This is a genomic window from Kitasatospora sp. NPDC101801 (assembly GCF_044766665.1).
Lineage (GTDB): Bacteria > Actinomycetota > Actinomycetes > Streptomycetales > Streptomycetaceae > Kitasatospora.
The window spans coordinates 209924-228322 of sequence record NZ_JBIWML010000003.1 but is presented as its reverse complement, the minus strand read 5'-3'; the positions used below and the strand labels follow the sequence as shown (position 1 = coordinate 228322).

The 18399-nt window shown below is 72.2% G+C and carries 18 protein-coding genes, 1 tRNA gene and 1 pseudogene; 12 read left to right on the top strand and 8 right to left on the bottom strand.

Going from position 1 to position 18399, the window contains the following annotated elements:
* Window position 1 precedes the first annotated feature (1 nt).
* Window positions 2-1156, top strand: a complete 1155-nt coding sequence (locus ACIRPK_RS07225) for a sensor histidine kinase (protein ID WP_403034226.1) — start codon at window positions 2-4, stop codon at window positions 1154-1156.
* Between the two features lie 12 nt (window positions 1157-1168).
* Here the strand turns inward: ACIRPK_RS07225 and ACIRPK_RS07220 are convergent, their stop codons facing one another.
* The gene (locus ACIRPK_RS07220) at window positions 1169-2245 is read right to left on the bottom strand and encodes an NAD-dependent epimerase/dehydratase family protein (RefSeq protein ID WP_403034223.1); all 1077 of its coding nucleotides are present in this window, start codon (window positions 2243-2245) and stop codon (window positions 1169-1171) included.
* Window positions 2246-2643: 398 nt separating this feature from the next.
* Between ACIRPK_RS07220 and ACIRPK_RS07215 the strand changes: the two genes are divergently transcribed.
* From ACIRPK_RS07215 to ACIRPK_RS07195, 5 genes and pseudogenes are all read left to right on the top strand, one after another.
* Window positions 2644-3297 (top strand): molybdopterin-dependent oxidoreductase, encoded by a 654-nt coding sequence (locus tag ACIRPK_RS07215; protein WP_403034504.1) that lies wholly within the window; start codon window positions 2644-2646, stop codon window positions 3295-3297.
* Complete coding sequence (locus ACIRPK_RS07210; RefSeq protein WP_403034220.1) at window positions 3275-3874, top strand: cytochrome b/b6 domain-containing protein; 600 nt, start codon at window positions 3275-3277, stop codon at window positions 3872-3874. Before ACIRPK_RS07215 ends, ACIRPK_RS07210 begins: the two co-directional genes overlap by 23 nt.
* A gap of 105 nt (window positions 3875-3979) precedes the next feature.
* Complete coding sequence (locus ACIRPK_RS07205) at window positions 3980-4339, top strand: hypothetical protein (protein ID WP_403034217.1); 360 nt, start codon at window positions 3980-3982, stop codon at window positions 4337-4339.
* A 263-nt stretch (window positions 4340-4602) separates the two neighbouring features.
* Window positions 4603-4677: pseudogene (locus ACIRPK_RS07200) on the top strand (PadR family transcriptional regulator); the annotation flags it as partial.
* 279 nt (window positions 4678-4956) lie between these two features.
* Window positions 4957-5029 (top strand) — tRNA-Trp (locus ACIRPK_RS07195).
* A 63-nt stretch (window positions 5030-5092) separates the two neighbouring features.
* Here ACIRPK_RS07195 and ACIRPK_RS07190 read toward each other — a convergent pair.
* Window positions 5093-5218, bottom strand: a complete 126-nt coding sequence (locus tag ACIRPK_RS07190) for a hypothetical protein (protein ID WP_403034215.1) — start codon at window positions 5216-5218, stop codon at window positions 5093-5095.
* Window positions 5219-5767: 549 nt separating this feature from the next.
* Window positions 5768-5938, bottom strand: coding sequence for a hydrophobic protein (locus ACIRPK_RS07185; RefSeq protein ID WP_403034212.1), 171 nt, complete (start codon window positions 5936-5938; stop codon window positions 5768-5770).
* A gap of 346 nt (window positions 5939-6284) precedes the next feature.
* Between ACIRPK_RS07185 and ACIRPK_RS07180 the strand changes: the two genes are divergently transcribed.
* Both ACIRPK_RS07180 and ACIRPK_RS07175 read left to right on the top strand, forming a co-directional pair.
* Window positions 6285-6932 (top strand): hypothetical protein, encoded by a 648-nt coding sequence (locus ACIRPK_RS07180; protein ID WP_403034209.1) that lies wholly within the window; start codon window positions 6285-6287, stop codon window positions 6930-6932.
* Window positions 6929-7318, top strand: a complete 390-nt coding sequence (locus tag ACIRPK_RS07175; RefSeq protein ID WP_403034207.1) for a winged helix-turn-helix domain-containing protein — start codon at window positions 6929-6931, stop codon at window positions 7316-7318. The genes ACIRPK_RS07180 and ACIRPK_RS07175 overlap by 4 nt, the downstream gene beginning before the upstream one ends.
* 114 nt (window positions 7319-7432) lie before the next feature.
* Here the strand turns inward: ACIRPK_RS07175 and ACIRPK_RS07170 are convergent, their stop codons facing one another.
* The 5 genes from ACIRPK_RS07170 to ACIRPK_RS07150 form a co-directional block, all read right to left on the bottom strand.
* The gene (locus tag ACIRPK_RS07170) at window positions 7433-8125 is read right to left on the bottom strand and encodes a DUF4232 domain-containing protein (RefSeq protein ID WP_403034204.1); all 693 of its coding nucleotides are present in this window, start codon (window positions 8123-8125) and stop codon (window positions 7433-7435) included.
* A 155-nt stretch (window positions 8126-8280) separates the two neighbouring features.
* The gene (locus ACIRPK_RS07165) at window positions 8281-9369 is read right to left on the bottom strand and encodes an alpha/beta hydrolase (RefSeq protein ID WP_403034202.1); all 1089 of its coding nucleotides are present in this window, start codon (window positions 9367-9369) and stop codon (window positions 8281-8283) included.
* Entirely contained in the window at window positions 9366-9914 is a 549-nt protein-coding gene (locus ACIRPK_RS07160) for a SigE family RNA polymerase sigma factor (protein ID WP_403034199.1), read from the bottom strand. The genes ACIRPK_RS07165 and ACIRPK_RS07160 overlap by 4 nt, the downstream gene beginning before the upstream one ends.
* A 94-nt stretch (window positions 9915-10008) precedes the next feature.
* Entirely contained in the window at window positions 10009-11058 is a 1050-nt protein-coding gene (locus ACIRPK_RS07155; RefSeq protein ID WP_403034197.1) for an alpha/beta hydrolase, read from the bottom strand.
* 219 nt (window positions 11059-11277) lie between these two features.
* The gene (locus ACIRPK_RS07150; RefSeq protein WP_057233722.1) at window positions 11278-11481 is read right to left on the bottom strand and encodes a cold-shock protein; all 204 of its coding nucleotides are present in this window, start codon (window positions 11479-11481) and stop codon (window positions 11278-11280) included.
* 651 nt (window positions 11482-12132) lie between these two features.
* Here ACIRPK_RS07150 and ACIRPK_RS07145 point away from each other — a divergent pair.
* From ACIRPK_RS07145 to ACIRPK_RS07130, 4 genes are all read left to right on the top strand, one after another.
* Window positions 12133-12750, top strand: coding sequence for an alpha/beta hydrolase (locus tag ACIRPK_RS07145; protein WP_403034193.1), 618 nt, complete (start codon window positions 12133-12135; stop codon window positions 12748-12750).
* 319 nt (window positions 12751-13069) lie between these two features.
* Window positions 13070-13675 carry a dihydrofolate reductase family protein gene (locus ACIRPK_RS07140; RefSeq protein ID WP_403034190.1) on the top strand — a complete coding sequence of 202 codons (606 nt, stop codon included), beginning with the start codon at window positions 13070-13072 and terminating at the stop codon, window positions 13673-13675.
* Window positions 13676-14648: 973 nt separating this feature from the next.
* The gene (locus ACIRPK_RS07135; protein ID WP_403034187.1) at window positions 14649-15356 is read left to right on the top strand and encodes a hypothetical protein; all 708 of its coding nucleotides are present in this window, start codon (window positions 14649-14651) and stop codon (window positions 15354-15356) included.
* Between the two features lie 5 nt (window positions 15357-15361).
* The coding region (locus ACIRPK_RS07130) for a toxin glutamine deamidase domain-containing protein (protein ID WP_403034185.1) at window positions 15362-18399 on the top strand (3038 nt) is incomplete at its 3' end.

The following is an 18399-nucleotide window of genomic DNA, read 5'->3' as shown; positions in this document are numbered from 1 at the left end:
CATGAACGACCTGCTGCTCATCGCCGCCTACGCGGCCCTCGGTGCCGGCGCCGCCGCGCTGCTCGGCTGGCCCGCCGTCCGGGTGCTGCGCCGCCGCTCGGTGGCCCTGTCGCTGTTCGCCGTCGCCGTGGTCACCGTAGTGGCGATGGCCTCCGGCACCACGGCCGTCGCCCAGGCGATGTTCCTCTCCGAGCACGACCTCGGCGTGGTGATGACGGTCCTGGCGATAGGAGCGGTGGTCTCGCTGCTGGCCGCCGCCGTGCTCGGCCGCCAGGCCGTCACCGGCAGCCGGGCGCTGACCCTGGCCGCCCGCACCGTGGGCAGTGACGGCGGCTTCGCCGCGCCGGTCCAGCCGCTCAGTGCGGAACTGGCCCAGCTCAGCGCGGAACTGTCCGCCACCAGCGCCCGGCTGGCCGAGTCCCGCAAGCGCGAGCAGACCCTGGAGGCTTCCCGCCGGGAGCTGATCGCCTGGATCTCGCACGACCTGCGGACCCCGCTGGCCGGACTGCGCGCCATGGCCGAGGCGCTGGAGGACGGCATCGTCGAGGACCCGGCCCGCTACTACGGCCGGATCGGTGCGGAGGTGGAGCGGCTCACCGGCATGGTCGACGACCTGTTCGAGCTGTCCCGGCTGCAGGCCGGCGCGCTGCACCTCACGCCCGCCCGGATCTCCTGCTACGACCTGGTCGGGGACGCCCTGGCCTGTGCCGACCCGCTGGCCCGGGAACGCGGTGTCCGGCTGCTCGGCGGGCAGGTCGACCCGGCCCCCGTCGAGGTGGACGGCCGGGAGGTCTCCCGGGCGCTCGGCAACCTGCTGGTGAACGCGATCCGCTCGACCCCCGCCGACGGGGTGGTGGCGGTCAGCGCCAGCCGGCAGAACGGCGAAGTGGTGCTCGCCGTCACCGACAGCTGCGGGGGCATCCCCGAGGCCGACCTGCTCCGGGTGTTCGAGACCGGCTGGCGGGGTGGCAGCGCCCGTACCCCGCGCGCGATCGGGGACGCCGACACCGGAGAGCACTCCGGCGGCGGTGCGGGCCTGGGCCTGGCCATCGTGCGGGGGATCGCCGAGGCCCACGCCGGAAGCGCGGCCGTGCGCAACGTGGACGGCGGCTGCTGCTTCGAGATCCGGCTGCCCGCCGCCGGGCAGCCGGTCTGAGCCCGGGGCCGTTCAGGCCCGCGCCGTCGGCACCGCGCCGCGCTGCGGGGCGGCGGCGAACTCCGCCATCCCGTCGGCGAACCCCACCTGCGGCCGCCAGCCCAACTCGCGTCGCAGCCGGGTGGAGTCGGCGGTGACGTGCCGGACGTCGCCGAGCCGGAACTCGCCGGTCACCACCGGCGACGGACCACCGGTGGCGGCCGCGAGCGCGCCGGCCATCGCGCCCACCGTCCGAGGGTCGCCACTGCCCACGTTGTACACCCGCGAGCTGCCCTCCGGCCGGCCGGACACTGCGGCGAGCGCCACCAGGTTCGCCCCGGCGACGTCGGCCACATGCACGAAGTCCCGCCGCTGGCCGCCGTCCTCGAACACCCGGGGTGCCTCACCCCGGGCCAACGCCGACCGGAACAGCGACGCTACCCCCGCGTACGGCGTGTCCCGTGGCATCCCCGGCCCGTACACGTTGTGGTACCGCAGCGTCAGAACCCGTCCCCCGCAGGCCCTGGCCCAGGCGGCGGCCAGCTGTTCCTGGGCGAGTTTGGTGACGGCGTAGACGTTGCGCGGGTCGGTCGGTGCGTCCTCCCCGACCAGGCCTGGCCGCAGGGCCGCACCGCAGACCGGGCACGGCGGCTCGAACTGCCCGGCCGTCAGATCGGCCACCCGGCGCGGCCCCGGCGCGACCTCGCCGTGTTCGGCGCAGCGGTACCGGCCCTCGCCGTACACCACCATCGACCCCGCCAGGACCAGGTCCCTGACCCCGCGCCGGGCCATCGCGGCGAGCAGTACGGCGGTGCCCAGGTCGTTGCAGCCCGCGTACTCGGGAGCATCGTTCAGATCCAGGCCCAGGCCCACCATCGCCGCCTGGTGGCACACCGCCGTCACGCCGTCCAGGGCGAGCTCCACCGCCGCCCGGTCGCGGACGTCGCCCCGCTGGAACTCGACCCCGGCCGGCAGGTCCGGCCGGGAGCCCGCGCCGTGCACGGCGGGCAGCAGCGCGTCGAGTACCCGTACCCGGTGCCCCTCGGCGGTCAGGCGGCGGGCCACGGCGGTGCCGACGAATCCGGCGCCGCCGGTCAACAGAATGTCCATCCCCCGACGCTACGCCCGGAACCGCTTGCGGTCGGGGCGGCGGGTCGGGCCGTCAGCGAGCCGTAAGATCCGCGCTCGTCGCCGGGTGCGGGTCGGCCGAGGCGGCGCGTCGCCCCAGCCTGGGCGTGCGGCCCCTGGCCCAGCGCCCGGAGCACATCCACCGGTGCCGCCCAGCTGCACCCTGCGGACCGCCGTCATCGGGGCCCGGCTGCTCGACCGGCCCGCCACCGATCGCTGACCGGGCGGCCCCATCACGGCGGCCCGGGAGCAGGAGATGACGAAAGTCTGACGTCCGGCGGCCGGCGCTGGTCATCGGCCGGTCGGGCTGGTGGAATCGGTACGTGACGGACGACGGCGGGACGACAGGTGTACCGGTGGGGCGGCGGGTGGTGCTCGCGATGCTCGGGCTGGGTGCGGCCGGGGTCGCCGCCGGGCCGTTCCTGCAACGCGGGGTGGAGGCGGTCACCAGCCGGGACCCGACCGGGCTGACCGGCCTGCTGCCCGGTGGTGGCGGGTTCCGCTACTACTCGGTGGTCAGCTCGGTGACGCCCCGGACGGCCGCCGACTACACGCTGACCGTGGACGGCCTGGTGGACCGGCCGACGAGCTACCGGCTGCCCGAGCTGGAGGCCCTGCCGCAGCGCCGGCTGGTCCGCGACGTGCAGTGCGTGACCGGCTGGCGGGTGCCCGCGACCCCGTTCGAGGGGGTCCGGCTGGCGGATCTGCTGGACGCGGCCGGGGTCAGGACCGGGGCCACGGGGGTCCGGTTCAGCTGCTTCGACGGGGCCTACACCGAGAGTCTGACGATCGATCAGGCCCGCCGCGACGACGTCCTGGTGGCGCTGCGGATGCAGGACGCTCCGGTCAGCCACCAGCACGGCGGCCCGGTCAGGCTGTACGTGGCGCCGATGTACTTCTACAAGTCCGCGAAGTGGCTCTCGGGGATCACCGTGACCTCCGCCGTCGAGCCCGGCTACTGGGAACGGCTCGGCTACGACGTCGACGCCTGGGTGGGGAGGTCGAACGGACGTGACGACGCCCCCACCACCTGAGCCCCGGGTCCCGCGTTTCAGCCCGGCCGTGCGCCGGGTGCACCGGGCCACCGCCGCGCTGATGCTGAGCTGTCTGGTGACGGCGGCCTTCCTGTACTACCCGCCGCTGTCCCAACTGGTCGGCCGCCGGAGGCTGGTGGTGCTGGTGCACGAGTGGTCCGGCCTGCTGCTGCCGGTGCCGCTGCTGCTCGGCCTGGTCTCCCGCGCGCTGCGTGCCGACCTGACCCGGCTGAACCGCTTCACGGCGGTGGACCGGGCCTGGCTACGGGCGGTCCGGCAGCGCTCGTACCGGCGGCCGGCGGGCAAGTTCAACGCCGGGCAGAAGCTGTACGCGGCGTTCACGGCCGGGGCGGTGCTGGTGATGCTCGGCACCGGGCTGCTGATGTGGTTCACCCACCTCGCCCCGCTGATCTGGCGCACGGGGGCCACCTTCGTCCACGACTGGCTCGCGGTGGCCGTGGCGGTCGCGGTCACCGGCCACGTCTGGCTGGCCGTCAAGGACCCCGAAGCCCGGCGCGGCATGCGCACCGGCAGCGTGGACCGGGCCTGGGCCACCCGGGAGCACCCGGACTGGTAGGGCGTCCGGGGAGCGGCCTGGTTCGCATGCTGGTCGACCGCGTGCATGAGCCGGCCCGTCTCCGGGCAGACGCGGGGATGGATTCGAGGGAAGGGAGAGAGAGTCATGTTTCTGCTCGGACTGCTCCTGCTGTGCGCGGTCGCCGCGTTCACCGGTCTGCTCATCGCCGACAACGTCGACGCGGGCGGCCCCGACTACACGGTGACGATGTTCGGGAACGACCTCGCCACCATGAACAGCCTGTCGGTCTTCCTCGCCGGTGTCGCGCTGACCCTGATCTTCGGGCTCGGCGTACTGCTGGCAACCAGCGGTGCCGCCCGGGCCCGGCGTCGGGCGAGGGAGCGGGAGGCCCTCACAGCGGCGGCAACCATCGGCGCCACGGCCACCGACGGGACCCCGGCGGTGGTGTCCGACCGGACACCGGGCGGCCGCCGCCGTCGGCACCGCCTGCACCTCGGGCACTGAGACGGCCGGCCGCAGACCACCGTGGCCGGCGGGTGCCACGCCGAACACCTGTGCCGCGCGGGCGAACACCTTTCCCGCGCGGCACAGGAGCGTTTCGGCGGACTCGAACTGACTGAAGGTCAGTAATTCCTCGCCCAACCTTACGGTCACCGTACTTTGGCGAGGGGTAGGAAGAACAGGCGCTCCAGGAGGAGCCAACCTTCCTTCTTCTCAACGCACTTGGCGACAGCCCCCGGCACGGCCACACGCTCGGCAGCGAGGTCACCGAGATCTCCGGCGGCCGGGTCCGGCTCGGTGCGGGGTCCCTGTACGGCACCCTCGACCGCCTGCTGGCCTAGGGGTTGATCCGGGTCGAACGGGAGAAGACGGTGGAGGGCCGCCCCCGGCGGGTGTTCGCCCTCACTCGCGGCGGCGCCGAATGCGCTCAAGGCCGGAAGTGAGCGGATGCGAGCCGTCCTGCGCGAGGCAGACCGTCGCCTGGCCGTCAGCTGGACCCGCCCCGCAGGGGGCGCGGCATGACCGCTCACGGGCCGTCAGACGGGGCCCCGAAAAACCCGTGGACCTGGTGCCAGCCGTGCCACAGAATCAAGGGCAACGACCACCGGCAGGTGGCTCGTGCGGGTGTGGCTCAATTGGCAGAGCGGCCGTCTCCAAAGCGGCAGGTTGGGGGTTCAAGTCCTCCCGCCCGTGCGGTACTTCGTGTGCCAGCGTCCGGCCCGTCCCTTTCGGGGGCGGCCGCCGGATGCCGGCCGCCTACAGGAACGCGCCGGGCTGCCCGTAGTTGTCCGCGTCCGGCGAGTACGGCCCCGAAGGCCGCTTGCGGAAGAGCCGGACGATGGACATCAGGCCCGACAGCAATGCTCCGAACAAGTGCTCCATGCGTTTCCCCTTCAGATCTGGACAGACCGTCGAACGGGTATGCCCACTGACCCAGGGTAGGGCCGAGCACGGTCCAACGGTGGTGATCTGAGCGGGCCTTGAGGTTGGGGGCGATGCGTCTCCCGGCGGGGGCCGGGCCGGTGGCGGCTCCACCGTCTGCCGGACGCGCTTCAGTCGACGTGCCAGGTCGAGCAGTGCGCCTGATGCCAGCGGGTACGCACCACGGTGCCGTCCAGGCGGACGTGCTCACTCGTCGTGGTGATGCAGCAGGTGCTTCCGCCCGGCCGGGGGAGGTGGGCAGACTGCCGGGCGGGCGGTGTGGGTATCGGAACTCCTCGGGCCCCGGCTCCGGACTGTGGCAACCCGGGAGGACGGGGAACCCGTCGTGCGTGCGTCATCGACCCAGGATGGCCGAGCAGCTCGGAACAGGCATCGCGGACCAGGCTCTGCTGGGCCGATCAGGTCATGGCTCTGCCGGTGCGGCAAGTCCTGAGCACGAGGGCGGGACCGACAAGGTGTCGGTCCCGCCCTTCACGTGTGCTGCGCGCGTTACCAGCGGTACCAGCGACCGCGGCTGCCCGAGGCGCCGGTGCCGCGGGCGACGAAGCCCAGCAGCCACACGACCAGGACGATCACCGCGACCCACCAGAGGATTTTGATCGCGAAGCCCGCGCCGAAGAGCAGCAGGGCCAGCAGCAGGACAAGAAGAAGGGGAACCATGCAGAACCTCCGTGATCGGGGACACCGCCGGGAGCCGGCGGCGTCCGGTACCGCTTTGAGTCCGAGTGACGCCCCGCAGGGACTTTCGGCCGACGACTGACGGCTGGTCAGAGGATGGGTCCGCCGCCGTGGAGCGGGCCGTCCCGGAACGCCCGGATGTCGCTGGTGCCCATGTCCGGTCTCCTCTCGCCGTCGCGCCGTGGCCGGTCCTTGCGGCGCGTCCTGTGCCCTTCGCCTGCCCGGTCTTCCCGGGTTCACTCCTCGGAGTTCCGGTCGGGATCTTCGGTCCGGGGCATCCCCAAGGGATCTGTAGACACAATCGGTTTGTCATGCAAACCTTGTCGGCATGACAACCCAACCTGTCCCGTCCCCGGGCGACCCTCGCCACCTCCTGGCCATGAAGGAGGCCCTGGTCCACCGCGTCCGCCGTGAGCAGCGCGGTGCATGGTTCCCCCTTCTCGTGTTCGCCGCCGTGCGGTTCGGTGCGGCGCCGGTGGTCCGCTTCGGCCAAGGCGGCAACGTCGGGTTCGCGGTCTGGTACTTCCCGGTGGCGCTGGTGCTCGCCTATGTCGCGATCACCGGCTTCTACCTGCGTCGTTCCGAGCGGCTCGGCCTGGGGACCCGGGTCGGACCGTACGTGGCGCTGGGTGTCGCCATCGGCTTGCCGGTCACTGCCAACGAGGTATGGAAGACCATGGGCTCGGGGTACTACCCCGACTTCCACGAACCCTCGCTCCTCTCGGTCCTCTTCCACACCGTGGTGAGTCCGGCCGGTACGGTCGGGCTGGCGCTGCTGGTGCTCGCCCGGATCGAGCGCAGCTGGGCGCTCCTCGCCGTCACCTGCGGGTACCTGGCCCTCATGGTCGACGTCGACAACCTCCCCGACACCTCCCCGTGGGGTGGCTGGGACCTCCTGCTCCAAGGGGGCGTGCTGCTGGTCGGCGGCATCGGCCTCGCCCTGCAGCAACGCAGCCAGGGGCGGTGGGCCGTATGACCGAGCATCCGACGAGTGGTCTCGACGATGTCGTGCACCAGCGGGTCCGCCTGGGCATCCTCGCGGTGGCCAAGGAGGCCCGGCGGGTGGAGTTCACGTTCCTGCGCAGCACGCTCGGTCTCACCGCCGGCAATCTCTCGCAGCACCTCGGTGTCCTGGAGAAGGCGGGGCTGGTCACGATCGACAAGGGCTACGAGGGTAAACGCGCCCGCACCTGGATCCAGCTCACCAAAGCCGGCAAGCAGGCCCTGCACGACGAGATCGCGACCCTGAAGACCTTGATCCACCAGCTCGAAGGGCCGGGAGCTCTCGCAGGACCCGGTGCGTACGACGGACAGGACGGCGAAGCCGGACCCGGTTCCGCGGCGCCTCCCGCACCGGGCTGAGACCGGCCGTCGGGAGCGGAGCTCCTCGCCCGGCCCGCGTCAGCCTTCCCGTTCCGGTCCCTCCGTGCCCGTTCATCAGGGTGGAGGCCGTGGGACGGGAAGGCTGACGGCGGGTCACTTCTTGGTGCTGAAGATCTGGAGCTGGGCCGCGGCCTGGCCCTTGACGGCCAGTTGGGCACCGATCATGACCTGCGGGGAGCCGATGTCCTTGGCCGGGCAGAAGCGGGCGTCCTTGAGCGGGACGGAGACGGTGATGGCGCCCTCGTTCCGGAACAGGGCCAGCTGGTTGCCCGTGGTGCAGGCGGCGTTGGGCGCGGTCGGCGGGGAGGAGAGCCAGCTGACGGCCTGGTAGAGCGACTCCTCCGGCTGAAGCACGGTCGCCGCCGCCGGGTCGGTGACGAACTGCACGTCGCCCAGCACGCCGGTGACCAGCTTGGTGAAGGTGCCCGGCCCGTCGGTGCGTACGTCGGCCGGGCCGTACAGCTTGCACGGCTTCTTGGAGACGTTGGTGAGCTTGATGACCCCGGACCATCGCGGGGAGGCGCTCGTGTCCAGGTCGGTGAGCACGCCGGTGACGTCGCTCTCCTTCTCCGAGCCGCCGCAGGGTGCGGCCGCAGGTGCGATGGTCGAGCCGGGCGTCGCGGTGGTCGGGGCGCCGCCGGCCGAGGGAGTGGCGGCGGAGCCGGAAGTGACGGGGGATGCCTTGGAGTCATCGGCCGCCACCGGTGTCCTGGCGGAACTGCAGGCGGTCAGCGTGAGGGCCACGCAGGCCAGGGCGGTGCCGGCGGTGAGGTGACGCTTCTTCAAGGAGGGCTCCCAGGACGGCGGACGGCCCGCTGCACAGGCGGGCTCACCTCCTGCACGTCCCGCGCGGGCGTTCGGTTGCATCCGGGGACGGAATTCTGTTGGTGCTCCGTCAGCCGCCGCCCGTCCCGCCCCCGGCCACCAGGTGCCGGTCGGTCCTACTTCAGTCGCCGGGAGAGCCAGCGGAAGACGTCCGGCAGGGCGTCGCGCCAGAGCGGGATGGCGCGCGGGCCACCGAGCTCGGTGACGGTGACGGTGGTCGGGGTCTTCGCCGCCTGGGCGAGGGCCTGGGCGTCCGCGAGGGTGTCGCTCCTGGCACTGCTCGCGTAGATGTCGACCCGCGGTGGCTGGGCGGCCGCGCGCAGCATGTGCAGCGGGCTGTACTTCTCCCGCAGCGCCGGGTCCTTGGCCTCGGGTGAACTCGGCTCCATGGCAGGGTTGTTGAAGCCGCTGAGACTCACCGCCGCGCTGTAGCGGTCGGGGTGGGCGAGGGCCAGCCGGGTCGCGCAGTGGGCGCCGGTCGAGTAGCCCGCCAGCGCCCACTGCCGGGGGTCGCGTTCGGCTCGGAAGTTGTCGAGGACGAGCTGAGGAACGTCGCCCGTGAGCCAGCTCTCGGCCTGCGGTTGGCCGGGCAGGTCCGCGCAGCCGGCTTCCGGGCTGCCGCCGAGGCGGAACGTGCGCGGGGAGACCAGGATGAACGGGAGGGCCGTGCCGTCCGCGATCATCGGTTTGAGCTGTTCCGACGCCGCCAGGAGGCTGAACCAGGCGCTGCTGGAGCCGGGGTAGCCGGAGAGCACCTCAAGGACCGGGAAGCTGCGGCCCTGGTACGCGGGGTCGTCGTACTGCGGGGGAAGCCAGACCAGCACCTCGGCGTCGACGCCCGAGAGCCGTCCTTTGAGCTGCGTCACCTTGACGTCCCTGGGGACGGCGGCGTCGGCCGCGGTGGTGAACACGGCCGGCGGGGTCGCCGTGGCCACGACCGGGCCGGCCGCCGGGCCGGCCGCCGGGCCGGGCGGGGGCGCCGGGGAACGGCCGGGGAGCAGTGCGAGGGTGAGGGAGGGGACGACGACCGCGGTCACGGCGAGGGCGGTCCGGACCACCGTCCGGCGCCGACGCAGCCCGCGGCCGTCGCGGACGATCGCGGCGTACGGCGCCGGGGAGACGGCGAGGTCCGCCGTGCCGTGGGCGAGGGCGCGGCGCAGCCCTGGTTCGTCGGTGACGGTGTGGCTCTCGTCGGGCCGAATCATGCGAGCACCTCCGGTCGGAAGTCGGTCGTGGCGGGCGTGCTGAGGTCGGTGGGGCCGAGCCGGTCGCGCAGTTTGGCCAGCCCCTTGGCGGACTGGCTCTTGACCGTGCCGGTGGAGCAGCCGAGCGCCGCGGCGACCTGTGCTTCGGAGAGGTCCTCCCAGTAGCGGAGCACCACCACGGCCCGTTGCCGCGCGGGCAGGGTGGCGAGCGCGGCGAAGAGCACCTGGCGCTGGTCCGTCTGCGCGTTGGCGTCCAGTGGGTGCCAGCCGCTCGGCTCCGGCAGTTCGTCCGTCGGGTACTCCGCGGGGCGGCGCTTGCGGAAGCGGTCGATGTTGGTCGTCACCAGGATGCGGCGCAGGTACGCGTCCGGATTGTCGCTGGTGCGGACGCGTCGCCAGGACGCGTACACCTTGGTCAGCGTGCTCTGGGCCAGGTCCTCCGCGTCGTGCCGGTTCCCGGTCAGCAGGTACGCCGTCCGGACCAGCCCGTTCCACCTGCCTTGCACGAAGCCGCTGAACTCCGCCTCGTCGTCGTAGCTGCTCATCAGCATCACCCCCCTCGTACGTCCAGACTACGAAGCTGCCGGATCAGGTTGCCCGGCCGGGCAGGATTCCGAGGTGGCCCCGCTGGACGGGTCGTCAGTTGTCGCTCTGCGGGCCGGTGAGGTTCTTGGTGAGCCACTGGAGGCTCATCGGGATCATCTTGTTGAAGTCCGAGGTGAGGTGTTGGCCGCCGGGCTGCTCGTAGTACTCGACGGTGGTCGGGGGGACGGCCTTGGCGACCCACGCTTTGACGAGGTTGACTTCGTAGGATTTGGCGCCGCCGGCGGTGGCGAGCATCCTGACGTCGGCCTGGCCGGTGGCGACGAGCTTGTCGGGGCTGTTGGCGTCCTGTTCGGCCTGGTGGCCCTTCCAGAGGAGGGAGTCGGCTTTGAAGCCGCCGTCGATCGGTACGGCGGCCCGGTAGACGTCGGGGTGCTGGAGGGCCAGCTTCGCGCTGCAGTCGGCTCCGCTGGAGGCGCCCATCAGGCCCCAGCTGTCGGGGCCCTTGAGGGTGCGGAAGTTGGCGCGGACGAAGTCCGGGACGTCCTGGGACAGCCAGGTGCCCATCCTGGGCTGGCCGGGGATGTCGGAGCAGTCCAGGGCCCGGTGCTCGTCGGCGGTGAGGTTCTGCACCGGCATGATCATGATGAAGGGGTGGGCCTTCTGGTCCTGGACGAGCTGGGCGTCGATCTCCTGGATCGGCAGCTGGTTGTCGGTCCAGGTGTTGTAGCCGTTGCTCTGGCCGCCCGCGTAGAGGGTGAGTACGGGGAAGCCGAAGGCGGCGTATTTCGGGTCGTTGTACTGGGGCGGCAGCCAGACCCAGACCTTGGCGGAGACGCCGGACTTCTGGCCCGCCAGGGTGGTCATCATGATCGGGCCGGCCTTGGTGTCACGGGCCTTCTTCAGGTCGGCGGCCGGCCCGGTCGGCAGCACGACCTTGCTCTCCTTCGGCGGCGCACTGCTCGCCGGGGCGGTCGGGGCGGCCGTCGCCGTACTGTCGACCGCCTTGACCTTGGCTTCGGCCTCGGCCTTGGCAGCCGGAGTGCCGGCACTGCCGCAGGCAGTCAGGGCGGCGGACAGCGCCAGCGCGGCTGAGCCGGCCAGGACCGTACGGGCGCGGGTGAACTGTGACTGCTGCTGATGCACGGTGGCAGGGCTCCGATCGATATCACGCCCGGCCGGAACCGGGCAGCGGCCCCGCTGGTGAGGCCGTCGGGGAGGGCGACGCACCCGCTCCGGTGGGAGTGGTAGGCCGTCCTCGGTCCATGACGCAGTTCCGGCCTCCGGAGGTTGCCCGGCCGGGCGACACACGACGCCCCGCAAGCAGCCGGGGCCGCTTGCGGGGCGTCGTGGGGCGTGGACCGTTCAGATCGGGCGGATGTTCTCCGCCTGCGGGCCCTTCTGGCCCTGGGTGACATCGAACTCGACCTTCTGACCCTCCTGCAGCTCGCGGAAGCCCTGGGCCGCGATGTTGGAGTAGTGCGCGAAGACGTCAGCGCCGCCACCGTCCTGCTCGATGAAACCGAAGCCCTTCTCGGCGTTGAACCACTTCACGATGCCCGTAGCCATGCTGTTCTCCTCGCCATGCGCAGCCGTCAACGCTCGCGGTGTGCGAGCGCCCCGTCCAACCGGGCGCGGTCCCGGCCGGCGATGTGCCCGTAACCGCGATCACGCGCGAGTGGAGGCTCGGAACCACGACTGCTCGTGACAACCACGCTAGCGCTCCGAGAGCCCAACTGCGCAGGGGACACGGGGGTACGCAACGACCGGTGAAGATCTCCGCCGCCCGTGGTCCGATTCCTCGGGGACCCGGTCGGGTGAGGTAGGGACGGGAGCGGAGAGCGCCGATGTCACGGACGACAAGTCCGCCCGCCGTCCCGTCAGTTCACCCGGCCCGGCCCCCTTCGCTCCAACGCGGCCGGTCCCCCGAATGGTCCGGATGCGCCGGATCGGGCCGGGAGCGCGTAGGGTCGCCAGGTCGCGCTCCGCGCGATTTCGAAGTCGTGCCCGCCCGGGACGATCCCCGCAGCCGCCCCGCGCGGAGGAGAACGCCCGACCGATGACGGTCTCTTGGCGGCGGTGCCAATCCGGACGGGACACAACGAGGGTGGGTTTGGCATGTCCGTGTCGAAAGAACGACGGCTTGCGTGGGGCGATCAGAAACTCGCCTGCACCAGATGGGAACCGACCGACCTGCCGACGGGGCGTACCGCAGTCGTCATGCACGGCGCCGGCGCGAGCGACCAGCGTGTGCACCAGCAGCTGGCGCAGCTGCTCGCCGGACGCGGCTGCCGCGCGATCACGTTCGACTTCACCGGCCATGGCGCCAGCTCCGGGCAGCTCCGCGAGCTCAGCCTCGGTGACCGCTTCGAGCAGGCGCGGGCGGTGATCAGCTCCCTCGCCCCGGACGACGACCAGCTCGTGCTCGTCGGCGCCAGCATGAGCGGACAGACGGTCGCCGACCTGGTCGGCCACTACGGTGCCCGGGTCGAGGCGGTCGGACTGCTGGCCCCGGCCGTCTACCCGCGCGGGGCGTGGCCGCTTCGGTTTGACGCCGGTTTCACCGAGGCCATCCGTGTCCCGCAGGGCTGGCGCGACTCGGCCGCCCTGGACGCCTACGCGGCGTTCGCCGGGCGTGCCGTGCTGGCCGTCCCCGTGCACGACCACGTCATCCCCGACGCCGTGAACCAGGCCCTCGTCCAGGCGCTGTCCACCCGGGCCGACTTCCACCACCTGGTCTTCCCCGACGCCACCCACCACCTCGGGCGCTACTTCAAGGCCCGCCCCGAGGACTGCGCCAAGGTCGCCGACGCGCTCACCACGGCGGTGCGCGGGTGAGGGCACCGGGATGTCCGAGCTGACCGGCCGCCGCCTGCGGTGAGCCGTTGGCCCCCGGAATACGGTTCATCACGGGGCCACCTGCCGGGCGAACCGGTCCGTCCGGCAGGTGGTGACCACTCCAGACGCAGGGCAGGGTGGACGGCCGGCACGGTGAGCTGCCCAGGGGTGAGGCCGCCGCCGATCCGGGCTGCCACGCCGGCCGCGCGCCGAACCCGGGATTCGCCGTCCTGGCCGCAGACTGGTGCGGCGCCGCAGAAGTTCGGCCGACGAGGCTCCGGCGGTGGCACGGTCTACCCATCGACGAAGGGAGCACACCATGCGCAAGGTCATCGTCTGCACGTTCCTGACACTCGACGGCGTGATGCAGGCGCCGGGCGGTCCGGACGAGGACACCGGGAGCGGGTTCCAGCACGGCGGCTGGCAGAAACCGGTCGCCGACGACGAGGTCGGCGCGGCCATCGCCGGCTGGTACGAGCACTCAGACGCGATGCTGCTCGGCCGCAAGACGTACGAGATCTTCGCGTCGTACTGGCCGACCGCCGATCCTGACAACCCGTTCACCGAGCGGATGAACAGCATGCACAAGTACGTGGCCTCCCGGACCCTGACGTCCGTCGAGTGGCAGAACTCCACGTTGCTGGCGGGCGACACCGTCGATGCCGTACGCAAGCTGAAGGTGTCCGACGGCGGCAACATCAACGTCGTCGGCAGCGGCAACCTCGCCCAGACCCTCATGCAGCACGGCCTCGTGGACGAGTACCGGCTGACCGTCCACCCGGTGATCATCGGTACCGGCAAGCGGCTGTTCGCCGACGGAGCCATCCCCACCGCGCTGGAGCCGGTCAGCGTCTCGGCGACGAAGGGCGGCACCGTCATCGGCGTCTGGCGGACGAACGGCAAGCCCAGCTACGACAGCTACTGACCTGCTGCGCCGTGGCCACGGCCGGTGCTGAGCAACGCCGAGGTGCAGAAGGCGGGTTGGAGCCTGTGGCGGGGGCTGCCGGAGTCGCGGGGGTGTGGTCGCGACTCCGGCCGATCCGGAGCGAGGACGATCTCGGCGGCCTGCCGGTCCGAGGCCACGGTGTCCATTCGCCTGCTCTGCCGCCCCGGGGGAGGGTCTTCCAGTTCCACCTGGCCCGCCTGGGACGTCGGACCGACGCTCTCCGACTCGGTCCGGCCGTCGACGGCAGCACGGCCACCCCGCCACTCGCCCCAGAACGCCACCTCCTCACCGACCCCGACGGCCGCACCGCGGAGGCCCACGCAACCTGGGCACCGTCGGTCGCTCACAGGTTGTCAGTCATCGGGCGTAGCCCCTGACACGGCGTCATCTCCGGGGCCGATGGGCGAAGGACGCCTGGCCGGGATGGTTGCGGCGGCCACGTCGGACCTCGGGGTGGGCCGGGCCCGACTCCGAGGGGTCTTCATCGACCAGTGGCCTTCAGCTGGCCATGTGGTGGCCATATTGCGGGGGTAATCTCCCTCGCTGTATACACACCAAGAACACGGTGGGGGCGCGGTGAACTTCCGGCTTTTCAGGGCTGGTTGGGCGGGCAGCGGGGGCCGGGAACTGGGTCCGGGGCCGAGGCCCCGACGGTCGGGGTGCAGCCGCAGCCGATCCGGCCGGAGGGCAGGCGCGACGTGTCCGGCCCCGTTCCTGCGTACGGCGCTGACGGGGATCGCCACCGGTGGCGGCCCACCCTGACCGTGAGGTGGATCCGGTTCTCCTGAGACCTGGTGGGGGAGGACCTCCGGCCTCGGCCGCCCGTCCGCCTGCTCCCGGCACGATGAGCCTCAGTACCCGTACCGCGCAGACTCGATGAGGGAACGTCATGGACGAAGAGCCGCAGCTCCGGTCGGCCGATGAGCCGGCGGTACACCTGCGACGAGCCGTCATGGAGTCTCTGGCTGTGCCGCTCCAGGGTGGCGGGGACCAGGCGACCCCAGCGGAGCAGTCCGCCGAGCCGCTGATGCCCCGGCAGATGCGCGCGATGGCGGCGCAGGATCCGTTCGGGACGGCCACGGAGGCGCGGTCGAGCGTGGCCGCCGCGCCGGACGGGACGTTCCCGGCGATGCGGGTCGGGACCGTCGCGGCGGACGGGGCCGTCCCCGCGATGCAGCTGACGGAGCGTACGGGCAGGCAGGTCGACGCTGCGCAGGCTCAGTCGGCCGGTTCGCCGAGTGGCGGTGCGGGCGCGGGGTTCGTCGCCATTCCCGAGCAGTACCGGGCTGCTGCCGGACCGGTGCTGGGTGTGGCCGACGAACTGAAGGAGCTGTTCACCGGCTTGAGCGCCTACCTGCACGGTATGGGTGCCAACGCGCCCTGGGGCAACGACGACGACGGCAAGACCTTCGCCGACGGCGAGGACGGGGAGCCGGGTTACCTCGGCAACGAGAAGGACATCCTCGACGGTCTGAAGCTGCTCCCGGAGATCGTGGAGGTCATCGGCAAGCGCCTCAAGGGCATGGGCGACAGCTACGACAGCTCCGAGCAGTTCGGCCTCGACACGCTCGGCAAGCCCGAACTCCCGCTTCCCGGAACAGGTCAGCCGGACCTGGTGCTGCGGGACATCGCCAACGGCACGCTCAACGGAAGGCACTGACCCGCATGGCTGTCGAACTCCCCGAGCCCCTCCAGTGGGTCCTGCTCCTGCTCGCCGGTTCCCGCTGGCCCGAGGGGGACGAGGACCTGATGCGGGACATGGGCCGCCGCTGGAGGGCCAGTGCCGAGACGCTGGACGAGGCCGGCCGGGCTGCCGACTCGGCGGTTCGACGGGCGCTCGACGGCCAGCAGGGCTCCGCAGCCGAGGCGTTGGAGACGGACTGGAACAAGCTGGTGCTGCCGGCCGACGGTGAGAAGCCCGGTTTCTTCCCTGGCATGGTGAAGTCCTGCAACGCGATGGCCGACAGCCTGGAGGCGATGGCCAACTCGACCGAGACCGCGAAGATCTCGATCGTGGCCCAACTCGGCATCCTGGCCTTCGAGATCGCCACGGCCGAGGCCTCCGCACCGTTCACCGCCGGGGCCTCGCTGGCGACCATCCCGGCGGCGGTGACGGTCAGCAGGACCGTCGTCCAGACGGTGTTGAAGAAGCTGGCGAAGGAGATCATCGAGTACGCGTTGAAGGAGGCCTTCCAGGAGGTCGCCATCAACCTGCTGGCGCAGTCCATCCAGTTGGCGGCGGGCAACCGCAAGGAACTGGACGGCAAGGAGCTCGGGATGAGCGCCGCCGGTGGTGCGATCGGTGGCGCGGCGGGTGGTCTGATCGGCAAGGGCCTGGGCGCGGCAGGCGGCAAGCTGATCGGCAAGAAGATGGACGCCCTGCCGGCCCAGATGGTCGAGGGTGGCCTGACCGACGTGGGTGCGGACGTGGTGACCCAGCTCGCCCTGACGGGTGAGGTGGACGGTTCGGGCCTGGGCGGCTCCGCCCTGAGCGGCGCGGGCAGCCCGGCCATCATGCACGGCGCTTCGGCCCTCAAGGGGAAGTTCAACTCCTCCGACATTCCGGATGCCTCCGACTTCGCGGGAGGTTCCGACACCCCGGGCTCGGGCAGTTCCAACGGCTCGGGTCCGAGCGGTTCCCACGGCACCGCCACCCCGGGGTCCGGTGGTGACGCCGACCCGGAGACCCGCATCCGTCGTCCCGACTCCGCCTCGAACGGTGCCGATCACCCGACCCACGGTGGTGATGCGGATCCGGAGACCCGCGTCCGCCGTCCTGACCCGGACTCGAACGGGGCGGACACGCCGCCCCGGTTCTCGGGTGGTGACGCCGACCCCGAGACCCGCCTTCGTACACCCGCCGGGGACTCGTCCGACCGCTCCGCACCGCGCAGCGCCCCGGACCAGAGCGACGCCCCGCGCACCTTCGCCACCAGCCGGAGCGCCGGCCACGACGTCACCCCTTCCGTCGAGGCGAGCCCGTATCAGGGTCCGACCGCCGGTCACTCCGAGGCTTCCGCTCCCCGCAGCACCCTCGTGCCCTTCGAGGCCCCGGCTGCCCGGACGCCGGAGGTCGCGGCGTCCCCGATCTGGGCTGACAACACCAACTCCCGCTCCCCGGAACCGACTTCGACTGCGGCTCCGTCGCCGGAGCACGGGCGTGACAGTGCGTCACACGGCGAGGTGTCTGCTGCGCGGGTCGAGGCGCCGATGCCGCGTTCGGAGCCGGTGCAGCACCAGTCTGTTGCGACTTCGGACACCCCGTCGGTCCGGCACGAGGCGTCTGCGTCGCGTGCCGAGGCGCCGACGCCCCGCTCGGAGCCGGTGCACCATCAGTCTGTCGCGACCTCGGACACCCCGTCGGTCCAGAGTGAGACGTCTGCGTCGCGTGCCGAGGCGCCGACGCCCCGCTCGGAGCCGGTGCAGCACCAGTCTGTCCCGACCTCGGACATCCCGTCGGGCCGGCACGAGAGTTCCGGCACGCCGGTCTCGTCCGGGCCCTCGGTGAGGGGAGGGGCCCCGGCCACGTCCGACGGCGGTGCGCCGCATCTGGACGGCATCCGTCTGGCGAGTGGCCCCGCTCCCACGGGTGGGCCGTCATCAGAAGGTACGACCGGGGTCCTCGACGGGCCGTCGACCGTGCCGGTCCGGGGAGCCGACAGCCCGACCCCGGCAGCGAACAACACCGGTGGCGGGACCGCCCCGCCGATGATGCCCGCCGGCTCGTTCGGTTCCGGTCCGGTCCGGTCCGGTGGACGCGGCGTCGAGTCCCACCAGGCACTGTCCAACCGTGCCGACTCGGCCGCGGGCAAGCCCGTACGCGGTTCCGCCTTCGCATCGGACCCGGACGCCGGACTGCGGCTGGGCCCGGCTCGTCCGCGTCCCGAGCGCAGTGGCACCGGTCCGAACACACCCGCTGGCACCGGGGGCAGGCCCACCCCGGACGAAGCCCGCACCCCTACCCACAACGGCGATGGCGCCGCCCCCGCCCCCGTCCCCGCTCCGCAGGTTGGGATGCCCCGTCCGGCCACCGACGGCCGTCCGTTGGGTGGCGACGGCGGACTGGCGGAGCCCACCGCTCGCGACCACGAGCGCATCGAACACGCGGTCCCGCGCAACGAGGACGGTACGCCGCAGCGTCACCCCGATCCCGGGGAGGGGGACTGGCTCACCGCCATCAACGGGGACGGCCCCGGCACCCCCGGGCGCAACAACAACTGCGTCGACACGACCCTGGCCGTCCTCGACACCTTCCACGGCAACCCCACCCCGGCGGCCGCCCGTACCCCGGACCTGGACGCCGAGGGCCGCCCGTCCGACCTGGGCGAGCGCGACGGCCGGGACCGGATGGAGAAGAATCTCGGCGCCCAGTTCTCCGACCTCGGTGACGGCCCCGCCGCCTTCCAGCGCCTGGAACAGACCCTCCGCAGGACCGGCCACGGCTCCGCGGCCGCCATCACCACCGTCGACGCCGACGGCCGCTCCCACTCCTGGACCGCCCTCAACAACAACGGCACCGTCACCTACGTCGACGGCCAGACCGGCAGGAGCAGCAACCAGCCCCTCCACAACGGCGACAACGGCGTCTTCGCCATCCCCCTCGACCCCGACCGCCACCCCGCCACCCCCGAACCGCACGCCGACCCCGACCACAACCCGGCCAACGACCGCCGAGCCCCCGAGCGCCCTGCTGCGGTGCCGGT

What these genes read in the sequence shown, in the direction of transcription:
- ACIRPK_RS07225 (WP_403034226.1), top strand. Translation starts at nt 2, where the DNA reads ATGAACGACCTGCTGCTCATCGCCGCCTACGCGGCCCTCGGTGCCGGC.
- ACIRPK_RS07220 (WP_403034223.1), bottom strand. Translation starts at nt 2,245, where the DNA reads ATGGACATTCTGTTGACCGGCGGCGCCGGATTCGTCGGCACCGCCGTG.
- ACIRPK_RS07215 (WP_403034504.1), top strand. Translation starts at nt 2,644, where the DNA reads ATGCTCGGGCTGGGTGCGGCCGGGGTCGCCGCCGGGCCGTTCCTGCAA.
- ACIRPK_RS07205 (WP_403034217.1), top strand. Translation starts at nt 3,980, where the DNA reads ATGTTTCTGCTCGGACTGCTCCTGCTGTGCGCGGTCGCCGCGTTCACC.
- ACIRPK_RS07190 (WP_403034215.1), bottom strand. Translation starts at nt 5,218, where the DNA reads ATGGAGCACTTGTTCGGAGCATTGCTGTCGGGCCTGATGTCCATCGTC.
- ACIRPK_RS07185 (WP_403034212.1), bottom strand. Translation starts at nt 5,938, where the DNA reads ATGGTTCCCCTTCTTCTTGTCCTGCTGCTGGCCCTGCTGCTCTTCGGC.
- ACIRPK_RS07180 (WP_403034209.1), top strand. Translation starts at nt 6,285, where the DNA reads ATGACAACCCAACCTGTCCCGTCCCCGGGCGACCCTCGCCACCTCCTG.
- ACIRPK_RS07175 (WP_403034207.1), top strand. Translation starts at nt 6,929, where the DNA reads ATGACCGAGCATCCGACGAGTGGTCTCGACGATGTCGTGCACCAGCGG.
- ACIRPK_RS07165 (WP_403034202.1), bottom strand. Translation starts at nt 9,369, where the DNA reads ATGATTCGGCCCGACGAGAGCCACACCGTCACCGACGAACCAGGGCTG.
- ACIRPK_RS07160 (WP_403034199.1), bottom strand. Translation starts at nt 9,914, where the DNA reads ATGAGCAGCTACGACGACGAGGCGGAGTTCAGCGGCTTCGTGCAAGGC.
- ACIRPK_RS07150 (WP_057233722.1), bottom strand. Translation starts at nt 11,481, where the DNA reads ATGGCTACGGGCATCGTGAAGTGGTTCAACGCCGAGAAGGGCTTCGGT.
- ACIRPK_RS07145 (WP_403034193.1), top strand. Translation starts at nt 12,133, where the DNA reads ATGCACGGCGCCGGCGCGAGCGACCAGCGTGTGCACCAGCAGCTGGCG.
- ACIRPK_RS07140 (WP_403034190.1), top strand. Translation starts at nt 13,070, where the DNA reads ATGCGCAAGGTCATCGTCTGCACGTTCCTGACACTCGACGGCGTGATG.
- ACIRPK_RS07135 (WP_403034187.1), top strand. Translation starts at nt 14,649, where the DNA reads ATGGAGTCTCTGGCTGTGCCGCTCCAGGGTGGCGGGGACCAGGCGACC.